Source organism: Paludisphaera rhizosphaerae (genome assembly GCF_011065895.1).
In the GTDB taxonomy this organism is placed as follows: Bacteria; Planctomycetota; Planctomycetia; order Isosphaerales; family Isosphaeraceae; genus Paludisphaera; species Paludisphaera rhizosphaerae.
The window spans coordinates 178,001-191,203 of record NZ_JAALCR010000007.1 but is presented as its reverse complement, the minus strand read 5'-3'; the positions used below and the strand labels follow the sequence as shown (position 1 = coordinate 191,203).

General features: G+C 68.7%; 8 protein-coding genes. All 8 read left to right on the top strand.

Annotated features, from left to right (window positions below):
• The first annotated feature begins 39 nt into the window (after positions 1-39).
• The 8 genes from G5C50_RS11210 (at position 40) to G5C50_RS11175 (ending at position 13,178) form a co-directional block, all read left to right on the top strand.
• On the top strand, positions 40-2,313 hold the full coding sequence (locus G5C50_RS11210) for a fused MFS/spermidine synthase (protein ID WP_165069054.1): 2,274 nt from the start codon (positions 40-42) through the stop codon (positions 2,311-2,313).
• A 219-nt stretch (positions 2,314-2,532) separates the two neighbouring features.
• On the top strand, positions 2,533-3,630 hold the full coding sequence (locus tag G5C50_RS11205; protein WP_165069051.1) for a glycoside hydrolase family protein: 1,098 nt from the start codon (positions 2,533-2,535) through the stop codon (positions 3,628-3,630).
• 195 nt (positions 3,631-3,825) lie between these two features.
• Positions 3,826-4,527: a GntR family transcriptional regulator gene (locus G5C50_RS11200; RefSeq protein ID WP_165069048.1), complete on the top strand. Its 702-nt coding sequence runs from the start codon at positions 3,826-3,828 to the stop codon at positions 4,525-4,527.
• A 136-nt stretch (positions 4,528-4,663) separates the two neighbouring features.
• The gene (locus G5C50_RS11195) at positions 4,664-7,747 is read left to right on the top strand and encodes a DUF2309 domain-containing protein (RefSeq protein ID WP_165069046.1); all 3,084 of its coding nucleotides are present in this window, start codon (positions 4,664-4,666) and stop codon (positions 7,745-7,747) included.
• A complete protein-coding gene (locus tag G5C50_RS11190; protein WP_165069043.1) occupies positions 7,744-9,132 on the top strand; it encodes a proton-conducting transporter transmembrane domain-containing protein in 1,389 nt (462 codons plus the stop codon). The genes G5C50_RS11195 and G5C50_RS11190 overlap by 4 nt, the downstream gene beginning before the upstream one ends.
• Complete coding sequence (locus G5C50_RS11185) at positions 9,132-10,613, top strand: proton-conducting transporter transmembrane domain-containing protein (protein ID WP_165069040.1); 1,482 nt, start codon at positions 9,132-9,134, stop codon at positions 10,611-10,613. Before G5C50_RS11190 ends, G5C50_RS11185 begins: the two co-directional genes overlap by 1 nt.
• A gap of 103 nt (positions 10,614-10,716) precedes the next feature.
• Positions 10,717-11,541 (top strand): methyltransferase domain-containing protein, encoded by an 825-nt coding sequence (locus G5C50_RS11180; protein WP_165069038.1) that lies wholly within the window; start codon positions 10,717-10,719, stop codon positions 11,539-11,541.
• Positions 11,514-13,178 (top strand): alkaline phosphatase family protein, encoded by a 1,665-nt coding sequence (locus G5C50_RS11175; protein ID WP_165069035.1) that lies wholly within the window; start codon positions 11,514-11,516, stop codon positions 13,176-13,178. The genes G5C50_RS11180 and G5C50_RS11175 overlap by 28 nt, the downstream gene beginning before the upstream one ends.
• The last annotated feature ends 25 nt before the right edge of the window (positions 13,179-13,203 follow it).

Genomic DNA, 13,203 nt, shown 5'->3' with positions numbered 1-13,203 from the left:
GCCGCGAGCCCTCGCACTTTCGCCGCCTTCGGAGCCAATATGGACGAGACTCTCAGCCGCCGGCCCAGGGGCCGTCGATCGGCCGCCGCGGTCGGCCTCCTCTTCGGTCTCAGCGGGGCTCCCGCCCTGATCGAGCAGGTCGCCTGGGAACGCATCCTGGCGCTGCACAGCGGCGTGGGGGCGGTGTCGGTCACCCTGATCGTGTGCGCCTTCATGGCCGGCCTGGGGATCGGCGGCCAGATCGGGGGGCGACTGAGCCGCCGCCTCTCGCCCCGGGGGGCGTTGTGGGCCTTCGCGGCCGTCGAACTGGCGCTCGGCGTCTTCTCCTGGTTCAGCGGGCCGTTCTATCATCGGCTCCCAGGGATCGACCCCTCGTGGTTCCGGGGCGAGCCCTGGCGGATGGGCCTCGCGCATCTGGCCGTGCTGCTGCCGCCGACCATTCTGATGGGGACGACCCTGCCGCTGCTGGTGCGTGCCCTGGTCCACGACGCTCCGGAGGCGGCCCGTCGGATCGGCCTGCTGTACGGGCTGAACGTGGTCGGAGCGGCGGTCGGGGCCTTGGCTGCTCCCTGGTGGCTGATTCCCAACCTGGGCCTCGTCGGGGCGCTGAGGTTGGGGGCGGCCTGCCGCGTCCTGGGCGCTCTCGGGGTCGTCGCGATCGGCGGTCCCGCGACGGAGGAAAAGGTCGACGACGAGGCCACGAACCTCCCGCCGGAGACCGCCGCCGAGAGTCGATTCGGCCTCTGGGCGTTCCTCTGCTTTCTGAGCGGGTTCTATGCGATCGCCCTGGAGGTCGTCTGGTTCCGCATCATCGACGTCGGCGTGAAGGGGACGGCGTATACCTTCGGCACCGTGCTGGCGATCTACCTGGCGGGGCTGGCGGCGGGCTCGCTGATCGGCTCGCGGCTGGCGAAGCAATGGCGCGATCCGCTGGGCGTCTTCCTCGCCTGCCAGTGCGGAGTCCTGCTGTACGCCGGCCTGTCGATCGCGACCCTGGTCCGGCTCTCGCCCGACGTTCTGGGCTGGTACTTCCAGTACTGGGGTTCTTACGAGCCGCTCACGCCGCGTTGGGAGGATCTCGAGGCGTCGCTCTCGCTCTACGCCGTCTTCCCGATCCTGCTTTTCGGGCCGCCGACCCTTCTGATGGGGCTGGCGTTCACCGCGCTCCAGCGCGGGGTGCAGGACGAAGCCCAGACGAGCGGGTACAAGGTCGGCGTCTTGCAGTCGGCGAACATCGCCGGGTGCGTGGCGGGGGGGCTCGTCGTCGGGCTCTGGTTGTTCGTCGCCCTGGGGACGGAATCGACCCTCCGACTGATGGTCGCCTCCGGTGCGCTGCCGGCCGCGATCGGGCTGGCCCACGCGGTGACGACCCGGCGCGACGTTCGGCCCGCCGGGGTGCTGCTGGCCGCGCTCCTGGCGGTCGCCGCGGCGATGCCGGGGCGCGAGGCCCTCTGGCTCCGGCTCCACGGCGCGGCTAACGCCCGGACGATGATCGCCGAGGGGCCGGCCGGGGTCGCCGCGCTGGCCCCCGATTCAGAGGACCGCTGGCGGATGTCGGTCAACGGCAAGGGGCAGAGCTTCCTGCCGTTCGGCGGCGTCCACAGCAAGCTGGGGGCGTTGCCGGCGACCCTGCACCCCGCGCCGGAGCGGGTCGCCGTCATCGGCCTGGGCTCTGGCGACACCGCCTGGGCGGCCGGCTGCCGTCGCGAGACCCAGTCGCTGTCGGTGTTCGAGGTGATCGCCGGCGAACGCGTTCTGCTGAAACGACTCGACGAGACCAGCGACCTGCCGCGGCTTTCCGCGTTCCTGAACGATCCGCGCATCGCCGTGATCGAGGCCGACGGCCGGACCGCGCTGGAGGGGGGAGACGTTCGCTACGACCTCATCGAGGCCGACGCCATCCGCCCCAACGGAGCCTACAGCGGCAACCTCTACTCGATTGAGTTCTTCAAGATCTGCCTCAGCAGGTTGGCGCCGGGCGGCCTGATGTGCTCGTGGTCGCCGACCCCTCGGACGCGCGACACCTTCCGCCGGGTCTTCCCCTACGTGCTCGAGGTCGACGGCGTCATCCTCATCGGCAGCGACGCTCCGATCAAGCTCGACCTCGACGACTGGCGACGCCGGCTCGAATCGCCCGAGGTGGCCGCCTACCTCGGCCCTCAGGTGCTCGGCGATTGCCTCCGCACCCTCCCGTCGGCCCATCTGCTGGACCCCGCCGTCGACGACCATTCCGAGGACGTCAACACCGACCTCTTCCCCCGCGACGAGTACGACGCTCCCCGCGCCGCTCCCACGACGTCACCCCGGGGCTAGCCGGCCTCTGTAGCTGCATTCAAGCAGGCGTCCTGAAAAAATCGGCGGAATGTCCGATCCCTCTCGGCTTCTCCGACGCTTTAAGGGATAGGAGCGACCGGACGCGGCGGGGAGACGCCGGTCCTGAGTCGCGTCGCAACGTCGCGGCAGGCCGTCGTGGAGCCTGAGGGTTCGACGACGCGCCGTCTCCTCTTTCGTTACGGGGGGCAAGGTTCTTTCATGAAGCCTCTGCTTGCGCTGTTCGTGGGGGTTTTGCTGATCCTGCCTCCGGTCAGGTGGTATGTGGCATTTGGACGCCCCGAGCGCATCGCAGGGCGGGTTTCGGTGGGGAATCGTCGCATCGTGGTGCGGGAGACGAGGACTCTGGAACTTCCCCCCGTGCCGGGAAGCCCTGTCGGGTTCGACTGCAACAACCCGGTGTACCGCGACGGCGGTCGGGTTTACTGCTTCTCGTCGCATGAGACCCCCTACCGCAGCGTCGGCTCGGATCTGAACCACCTTGAGAACCCTCCTCGGCGGGTCTCGATCGACAACGAGGCGGAATGGAAGCAGGGAGGGCGGTGGATCGAGTCGGTCCACAAGGCTCCGAACGGGAGCCTGTACATGTGGTATCACAACGAGCCCCCCGGCGTGATCCCGAACCGGCCGGGTCGGACGGCCCCGCGCATCGGGCAGATGGTCTCCAACGACGACGGCCTGCACTGGCACGACCAGGGGTTCGTCCTTGAAGCCGACCCCAGCACGTTCTCCACCACCACCGCGAACAACTACTTCGGCGGCGGCGTCGGCGACTTCACGGTCGTTCCCGACCGCGAGGGGGCCTACTTCTACTTCCTCTTCAGCACGTACCCCAGCGAGGTCCGCGAGCAGGGCGTCGCCATCGCCCGCATGGCCGCGTCCGACCTCGACAACCCGGTCGGCAAGGCCTTTAAGTGGTTCGACGGCCGCTGGACTGAACCGGGCCTCGGCGGTCGAGCCACGCCAATCTTCAGCGTCGAGGCCGACTGGCACAGCCCCGAAGCTCGCGCCCTCTGGGGGCCCTCGGTCCACTGGAACGAGCACCTGAAGGAGTACGTGGTGCTCATGAACCGCGCGGCCGGCAACGGCTGGGATCAGACGGGCGTGTACATCGCCTTCAACGGCCGGCTGGACGACCCCCAGGCCTGGACCAAACCCACCAAGCTCATGGACGCCACCGAATGGTATCCCCAGGTCGTCGGCTATGACGCCCAGGGGCGCGAATCCGACCGCGTCGCCGGCCGGGTCGCCCGCCTCTTCCTGAAGGGCAAGTCGAACTGGACTCTCGAGTTCGAATGAGCCTCCCTTCGCCCGAGGCGTGATCACCCGTCGGTCGCTTCCCTGACTTAAGAGCCATCAGAGGGTTCTGAGATTCGGGCTCGAAATCTCAGAACCTTTTGTTGCGATCCTACTGAGGTCTCAGTAACATCTCAATAGGCCTTGGGTTGGACTTCATTCATGTCGGAGGCTGGCGGTCCTGGGAGGAGTCGAACGATGTCGAGTCTTCGATCCACAGCCGACGTCGACGCGAACGGCGCCGCCGGCGTGAGGAACGCCCGAGGGCTTTTCAAGAGCCGGGCCTACGACGAGATTCGCCGGATGATCCTCAGCAGCGAGCTGGCTCCTGGGGAGTTCATCGCCGAGCGGCCGCTGGCCGCGAAGCTGGGGATGAGCACGACTCCGGTCCGCTCCGCGCTGCAGCGTCTGGAGGTCGAGGGGCTGTTGAGCATCTCGCCGCAGCAGGGGGCCGTCGTCCGCGATTTCTCGTTCCACGAGATCGCCGAGTTGTACGAGATCCGGATGGCTCTGGAGCCGTTCGTCGCCCGTCGGATCGCCGGCCGACTGAATTCGTCTCAGGTCGAGCGGGTGCGGGCGAACCTGGAAGCCCAGCGCGAGAACTTCGTCCGCCGCGACATCGGCGACTGCGTCCGGCTCGACGAGGACTTCCATACGCTCTTTTCCGAATTTCTGGACAACCGCGAGATCTGTCGCGTGATGGCCAAGCTTCGGGACCGGACGCACCGGATCTTCCATCGGGTTTTCTCCCTGAACCCGGGACGGATCGAGGGGAGCTTCCAGGAGCACCTGGCCATCGCCGAGACGATCATCCAGGGCCCCGCCGAACTCGCCGCCCAACGGGTCGAAGCGCATCTGGACTTCGGCCGGCGGGCCCTGGTCGACCCCCTCTTCATGTGACCCTGGCGCGAACGCCGCCGGGCTTTTGCCGCAGGGCCTCCTGTTGACAGGCCTCTCATGCGGCCTAAGATAAGCCGAGGTCGACGTCGACCTCCCTGACAACGTAATCGCCGTCTCTTTCTGGGAGCGGCTCCAAGTGCATGACGCCCTGGCTCCAGGCGTCGGGCGGTCGAATCAGCCCGACGATCATGGATCTTCCGCGGGGCTCGAGCATTGCATCGAGCACGCCGCGCATCTGCTGCCGTCGCAGGGGCCGATCACGGTCTTCGTCCATCACAACACCCTGCACGCCTTTGAAGATCTGCCGTTCGACGCGGCCGTCAAAAAGGGCGCGGAGATCTACGGGCGCCATCCCTATCTGCCCGAGGACTTCTACCGAGCGGAGTTCGCCCGGGGCCGGATTCGGGGGGACGATCTCGCCGCGGCGTTGCTCGACGATCTGGGGGACGAGGCCGATCGGCTGATCGGCTTCATGGGCACGCGCTACCATCTGCGGCTGGCCATGCTGGATCGTCCCTTGCGGATCGGTTCGGACGCGGAGCTGCGGTGGCTGGTCGCCGAGACCGACGCCCTGCGCCGATTCCGCGACGAGGCCCCTCCCGACGTGCGTCGGCGGCTGATCGAGGGGGCTCGCCAGTGGGCCGGCCGCCTGAAGTCCGGCGTCGCGGTCGACGTTGATCCGACTCATCGCGAGCGCGACGGGTTGGCCTCGCTCTTGTCCCGCTTCAATGCGGCTTCCATGGAGAGCTGGACTCCGGAGACCTGGGAGTCCTTCACGCTCCACGCCCTCTGGCGGATCTGCCGCGGCGGCGTTCACGGGCTCGCGCGATCGGTCCAGCATCCCTCGCAATCCGCCCGCCATCGCGACCTGCTGCTGGCGGCGACCGGTCGCGACGCCGACCTCCCCGTCCACGAGGTCCTCATTCGCTTTTGCGCCGCGTTTCTCGACCAGGGGTTCGCCGGATGGACGTTGCCGAATCGAGACCTCGGCTTCTTCCGGGCCTTCGCGGATCTCTTTCGCGATGCGAAGCCCGTCAAACCCTGGCTGCACGAGCTGCCGGCCGAGATCCAGAGGATCGAGCAGGCGGGGCTCACGCCCATCGAGTCGATCGACGAGTCGCTTCACCTGATGGGCGTCGCCGAGGCCGAGCGGGAAGAGTTCGTAACGCAGACGCTGTTGGCCTTGCGCGGATGGGCGGGAATGCTCCGGCAAATGGAGACGAACGCGGAATGGACGGCCCACCCCGCGCCGGCGGGAACCCTCATCGAATACCTCGCCGTTCGTCTGATTCTCGAACGCCTGGCCCTGGGCTGTTTGACGCGGGAGACGCCCTACGAGAACGAAGTTTTGGGCGACCTGCGGGCGGCCCTTCGCCGTCGCATGCCTCATCCTCCGCGGGTGAGCGTCGATCAGCGGGCGTACCTCGTGTTCCAACTCGCCCAGCTCCGCGGCTGGGGACCGGCCGACCTGCACCGGATGTCGAAGGCCGACTGGGCTCGGCTCGTGGAGGAGATCGAGTCCTTCGGCAGCGTCGAGCGGAGGCGGATCTACCATCTCGCCTATGAGCGAGCCTACCGCGACCAGACGCTCGACGCGTTGGCCGCCCATCCTCCTGCCGGGGAAGCCGCCCGAAGCGTGTTTCAGGCCGTGTGCTGCCTCGACGAGCGCGAGGAGTCGTTCCGCAGGCACCTGGAGGAGGTGGAGCCGGCCTGTGAGACCTTCGGCGTCGCCGGCTTCTTCGGCGTGGCGATGTATTACCGAGGCGTCGCCGAGGCTCAGTACCGCCCGCTCTGTCCGATCAACATCAAGCCGAACCATTACGTCCAGGAGGAGCCGCTTCGGTCGCTCGAAGAGGCCGGCCGCCTCCAGGCTGAGGCCCGACGCGGTTTGGGCCGGATCGTCCGTCGGCTGCACGTTGGGACGCGAAGTTTCATCGGCGGCGCCCTGACCGGCATGGTGGGCTCGGTCGCCTCGCTCCCGCTGCTGCTTCGAGTCCTTCTGCCTCGCCAGGCCGCGATGGTCCGCCGGCTGCTCGACCAGGTCGTGACGCCCCCATTGACGCGGCTTCGGCTGGACCGGACAGCTTCGGAGCCCGGGCCCGACGACGACAGCCTCGGCTATTCCCGGGCCGAGATGGCGGGCGTCGTGGGGGGGACGCTGCGGGCCATCGGCCTGACCGAGGGCTTCGCTCCGTTGATCGTCGTTGTGGGGCACGGTTCGTCGAGTCTGAACAATCCCCAGAAGGCGGCCTACGACTGCGGCGCCTGCGGTGGGGCCAACGGCGGCCCGAACGCCCGCGCCTTCGCTCGGATGGCCAACGACCCTCGGGTCCGACGGCTCCTGGAGGAAAGCGGCCTGACCATCCCTGAAGGCGTCCATTTCGTCGGCGCTCGCCACAACACCTGCACTGACGGCATGACGTACTTCGACCTCGACGATCTGCCTCCTTCCCATCGCTCGGCCTTCAAGCAGGCTCGCGAGGCTCTGGACGAGGCGCGGCGGCGGAACGCCCACGAGCGATGCCGCCGGTTCGAGTCGGCCCCCCTCGACCTGACTCCCGCGGAGGCCCTGCGTCACGTCGAGGTCCGCGCCGAGGATCTATCCCAGACTCGTCCGGAATGCGGCCACGCCACCAACGCCGTCTGCATCGTCGGCCGACGGTCGCGGACTCGCGGCCTCTTCCTCGACCGGCGGTCGTTCCTCACCTCGTACGACCCGACGCGCGACGACGAGACGGGCGCGACTCTGGGCGGGCTGCTGCGGGCGGTCGTGCCGGTCTGCGCCGGCATCAACCTTGAGTATTTCTTCTCCTACGTGGACCCGACGGGCTACGGCTGCGGGACGAAGCTCCCGCACAACATCACCTCGCTGCTGGGGGTCATGGACGGCGCGGCCAGCGACCTCCGCCCGGGACTCCCCTGGCAGATGGTGGAGATCCACGAGGCTATGCGCATCCTGTTCGTCGTCGAGACCACTCCGGAGATCCTCATGGAGGTCATGAACCGAGAGGAGGCGTTAGGCCGTCTGGCGCGCAACTCCTGGGTGCAGTTGGCCACGCTCGACCCCTCGTCCTCGCGGATCCACGTCTATCAGGACGGCCGTTTCCAGCTTTACGAGCCGAAGACCGGCGACCTACCGGTCGTCCCTTCGTCCCTGGACTGGTATCAGGGCCGGCGCAACCATCTCGGGTTCGCGACGATCGCCGGAGGCCCGCGATGACGGTGGAAGCGTTGTTCGTCGCCCTCGGAGTCTGCGTCGTCGCCGCGCCCGCGATCCTGCTGCTGGCCATCGGCGGCGCCTTCCTGGCGTCCCGCCCTCTGAGCGAGAACGCGATGGCGCGCTGGACGGCCTCGTGCGTCGCCTGCTCGCTGCTGGCGTCCGTCGCGATCCTTACGCTGATGCTGGGGACGGGCTCGCGTTACGTGCCGGTCGAGCTCGGCGACTGGGCGAGGATCCCCGAGGAGCACTTTCATTTTCACCTGAAGTTCGTGTTCGATCGATTGTCCGTGCCGTTCTTGATTCTCACGCTCATCCTCTGCGGGACCACGAGCGCCTTCGCCCATCGATATCTGCATCGCGACCCCGGGTATGGGCGGTTCTTCCTGGCCTTCGCCGTCTTTCTGTTCGGCATGGTGGTCGCCACGCTCGCCGGCGCGATTGAGACCCTGTTCCTCGGCTGGGAGCTTGTCGGTCTCTCCTCGGCCTTGCTGGTCGCCTTCTTCCACGAGCGGACGTCGCCGGTGCTGAACGGCCAGAGGATCTGGTCGATCTACCGGATCTCAGACGCGGCCTTTCTGCTGGCGGCCGTCGTCATTCACCACGCCACCGGGACAGGTGACTTCACCGGCATGATGGGGACCGGACCGTGGCCGGAGGGGAGAGCGGCCGTGACCTCCGGACAGGCGCTGGGGGCGGGGCTCCTGCTGCTGGTCGCGGCCGCCGGGAAATCGGGCCTGATCCCGTTCTACGGCTGGCTTCCCCGAGCGATGGAGGGGCCGACTCCCTCGAGCGCCGTGTTCTACGGGGCGCTCTCGGTCCACCTGGGGACGTATCTCCTGCTGCGAGTCAGTCCGATCCTGGAGCTTTCTCCCGTGCTGGGGATCGCGACGGTCGCTCTTGGCCTGGCGACGGCGGCCTTCGCGTCGATCACCGGGCGGGTGCAGGCGGACGTGAAGGGGGCGTTGGCGTTCGCCTCGCTGACGCAGGTCGGGATCATCACGGCTGAGATCGGCCTGGGACTGCGGTACATTCCGCTGATCCACATCATCGGCCATGCATGTCTGCGAACGCTGCAACTGCTCCGGGCGCCGTCGCTGCTTTACGACTACCACGCGCTGGAGGACGCCATCGGCGGCCCTCTCGACGACGCCGACGATGCGCCGGGCCGGTGGCTGACGGAGCGTCGTCGTCGGAACCTCTACAGACTGGGATTCCATCGCGGGGAGTTGGACGACGCGCTCGATCGGTTCGTGGTGGCACCCTTCGTCTGGATCTTTCAGAGGTTCGACCGGTTGGAGCGGCGCTGGACGGACTGGCTGGCCGGGGCCGCGTCGCGCGAGTCGGATCGGCGAGCGGCGTCCGCCCCGATCGGCGAGGAGGCGTGATGGCGGAGTTTCGATTCCCCTGGTTGTCGCTCAGCGTCCTGATCTGCATCGTCGGAGCGGTCTGGGACGCGCTGGCGCGGACGCCGGACGTCGCCAGGCGCCGAAGCCTTGGGGCCTCAGGCCTGGCGTTGGGCTGCACTCTCGCGGCCTGGCTCGATTTCGTCCTGCTGGGAGCCGTGGAAGCCCACGATCCCTGGAGCCTGACAGCCGGCCTCCTCGGCTCGCCGCTGCTGGCTCTCGACCCCCTCAGCGCGCCCAAGCTGCCGCTGGTGGCCCTGGTCTACTTCCTGACCAACCTGGCGACGCTGCGCGCGAAGGCCCGCGAGTTCTCGTTCGCCCGATCGTTGGCTGCCGAGGCGATCCTGCTCGCCACGTTCGCCTGCAAGACGCCCTGGGCGGTGGCGGCGTTGCTAGCGATCGGGACGATCCCGCCGTTCCTGGAATTGAGCAAGGCGGGCAAGCCGAAGCGAGTCTACGTCGTCCACGCGGGGCTGTTCGTCGGACTCCTCGCCCTGGGCGCGGCCCTGCTTGAAACGGCCGGCGATGCGAGCAATCCACCGGTTGCGGCGATCATGGCTCTGGCTCTTGCGATGCTCGTGCGGAGCGGCGTCGCGCCGTTCCATTGCTGGATGACGGATCTGTTCGAGCACGCCACCTTCGGGACCGCCCTGCTGTTCGTCGCACCGATGCCGGGGGTCTACGGTGCGATGCGGCTCGTGCTGCCGTTCGCACCGTCGTGGATTCTCCAGGCCGTTTCGATGGCCTCGCTGGCGACGGCGGTCTACACCGCCGGCATGGCGTTGGTGCAGCGCGAGGCCCGTCGGTTCTTCTGCTACCTGTTCCTGAGTCACGCGTCGCTCGTCCTCGTCGGCCTGGAGACGGCCTCGCCGATCGGGGTCGCGGGCGCGCTTTGCCTTTGGCTGTCGGCGGCCCTCTCGTTGACGGGGTTCGGGCTGACGATGCGTTGCGTCGAGTCGCGGATGGGGCGGGTGTCGCTCTCGGATTTCAGTGGGCTCTATCGACACGTCCCGATGCTCGCCGCTCTGTTTCTCATCACCGGCCTGGCGAGCGTCGGCTTCCCGGGGACGGTCGGGTTCATCGGGCTTGAGATGCTCGTCGACGGCGCCGTGCAGTCGTCCCCGGTCGTCGGGGCCATTGTCGTGATCGTCGCCGCGCTCAACGGTCTGGCGGTGATCCACGCCTACTTCCGCATCTTCACGGGGAGGCCGCACGCATCGTCGATCGAGCTGCACATCCGCCCCGCGGAACGCGCATCGGTGCTTGTGCTGACCGCGCTGATCCTCGGCGGCGGCCTGTACCCGCAGCCTGGCGTCGAGAGTCGCTATCACGCGGCGGTCGCGCTTTCCCGTTCCCGCCGTTCGCACGCCCGGTCGCCCGTCGATCCGGCTCACGGAGCCGCCGCCGGATCTCGTTTGCCATCCGGCCGAGTTGCGATTGACCTAATTCGGGCGAGGTCCTAAGATCCTCCCGGATTTCGGGGGAAGGTTCCGTCCCGATCGACGACCGACCGACGCCCGCGCCTCCCCGGTCCGCGCACACAAGGCTCATGGAGGAGCAACAACGATGCGAGACCACAACAAGGCGTTCTGCCGCCTTGTGGCCGAGACCTTCGACTGCCCGGCCCCGGTCGTGGAGTTCGGGTCGTATCAGGTCGAGGGCCAGGAGGGTTATGCCAACCTCCGAGGCATGTTCGCGGGCAAGGCGTTCATCGGCTGCGACATGCGGGCCGGCCTGGGCGTCGACCGAATCGAGGACGTCTCGAACATCAGCATGGCCGACGAGTCCGCCGGCGCTGTGCTCTGCATCGAGACCTTCGAACACGTCTTCGAGGTCCGCCGGGCGTTCGACGAGGTCTACCGGATCCTCAAGCCGGGCGGCGTCTTCGTCATCACCACGCCGCTGAACTTCCGGATCCACGCCTACCCCGACGACTACTGGCGGCTGACCCCCAGTTGCCTCAAGCGGATGATGCGGCCGTATGACGCCCGCGTCGTCGGCTCGCAGGGGATCCGCGCGTTCCCGCACTCGGTCATGGCGATGGGCATCAAGGCCCCCGCGCCGGCCGACTTCCACGAGCGGGCCCGCGCGTTGGTCGCCGGCTACAAGCAGGCCCTGGCCGAGTTCGAGGCCGCCGAGCCGCTCCGCGCCAAGATCCGCCGGAAGCTGGGGATGCTCTACCGCTCCAAGGGCGAGCGTCAGCTCCTGTCCGGCTACTACCACACCGAGTTCAGCGCCGAGACCGGGGCCGAAGCGGCGACCGCCGCGGCCGCGACCGCGAACGGCCGCGAGATCCGAGTCGACCCCGCGGTCGACGGCTCCCCCATCCCCCCCATGATCCACGACGCGAAGGGCCAAGGCGCATGGCGACGCACCTCGATCGTGTACTGATCCTCGGCCTCGACGGCGCGACCTGGAACGTCCTGGACCCGATGCGGGCCCGGGGCCACGCTCCCAACCTCGACGCCCTCCTGAAGTCGGCCGCCCACGGCACGCTGACCTCGGTCGAGCCCCCGGTGACGACGGCCGCGTGGACCTCGTTCTCCACCGGCTGCACCCCCGCGCGGCACGGCGTCTTCGACCACCGCTACTACGACGCCGCCGCCGACCGGATGAAGGTCAACCACTCGGGCCGCGTCCGCGTCCCCAACCTCTGGCAGACGCTCACCCAGGCCGGCCGACGCGCCGCCTGCCTGAACGTCCCGGGCCTGTTCCCGCCGCCGAAGATCGACGGCGTGGTCGTCTCCGGCATGGACGCGCCCCACCTCGACGCGGCCCTGCAGGGCTCGCCCGAGTTCGCCGCTCGTCTCAAGATGGAAGTCCCCGACTACACGCTCCGCTACTTCTGGAAGCGGGCTCCGCAGACGCTCGAAGAGCTTCGGCTCAACGCCGGCTACACGGCCGACAGCTTCCTCGGCCGCGCCAAGGGCGGCCTGCTGGCCGACAAGGTCTACCCCGACTGGTCGGCCCTGATGGTCCAGTTCCAGAACCTCGACCCGTTTCAGCACCGCGCCTGGCGATACCTGAACGTGGATGAGACGGGCGTGGACGACCCCGAGTGGAACGCCGCCGCCGCCGAGGTGATCCGCGGTCTCGACCGCGCGATCGGCATGCTCTGCGACCTGGCCGACTCCCGCGGGGCGGCCGTGATGGTCGTCAGCGACCACGGCTTCGGCCCCTGCGAGGGCCGGATCGACGTCAACCGGATCCTGCTCGACGCCGGAGTCGCCCAGGGGGCGGGCTTCGGCAGCAAGCTGGTCCGTCGCGGTCGGCAGGCCGTCGACCACCTGCGCGTCTGGCGGGCCAAGCGCAACGACCCTGGGGCGCGGTCGGCCTCGTTCGAGCAGTCCGTCGCTGGCTCGTTCCCCTTCGACTGGTCCCGGACGCTGGCCTTTGCGCCGCACCAGGACACGGCGGCGATGGTTTACGTGAACTCGCCCGCGCGTCGCGGCGGCGTCCGCCACGCGGCCCCGCTGTACACTCCCCGCGAGATCGAGGAAGCCCGCAACGCCGCCGCCGAGGCGCTGGCGGAAGCCCGCCACCCCGAGACCGGACGCAAGCTCTTCCCCAGGATCATCGCCACGGCCGAGGCCTTCGGCATCGACCCGGCGCGCGAGGGCTACCCGGACCTGATCGCCCTGCCGGACGCCCCCTACTGGGTCCGCACCAAGCTGGCCGCCGACGCCCGCCCCGGCGACTGGGTCCACGCCGATCCCAACCTGACCGGCACCCACCGCCCCGAGGGCGTTGTGGCCATCGCCGGCGCGGGGCTGCCGATCGGCCGGAACCTGAACGCCCGCCTGATCGACGCGGCCCCGACCGTCCTGAACCTCCTCGGCCTGCCGATCCCCGCCCACATGGAGGGATCCCCCATCGGCGTCGGCAGCCAACGGCCCCAGCCCGTCGAGCGCCTCGACGAGCCCTGCCGCCAACCCGTCCCCGGCCCCCACCAGCCGGCCTTCGAGTACACCGACGAGGAGCAGGCGATCCTCGAACGCCGCCTGGCCGACCTGGGGTACATGGAGTGACATAAGGACGCGTTCACTCGAATCG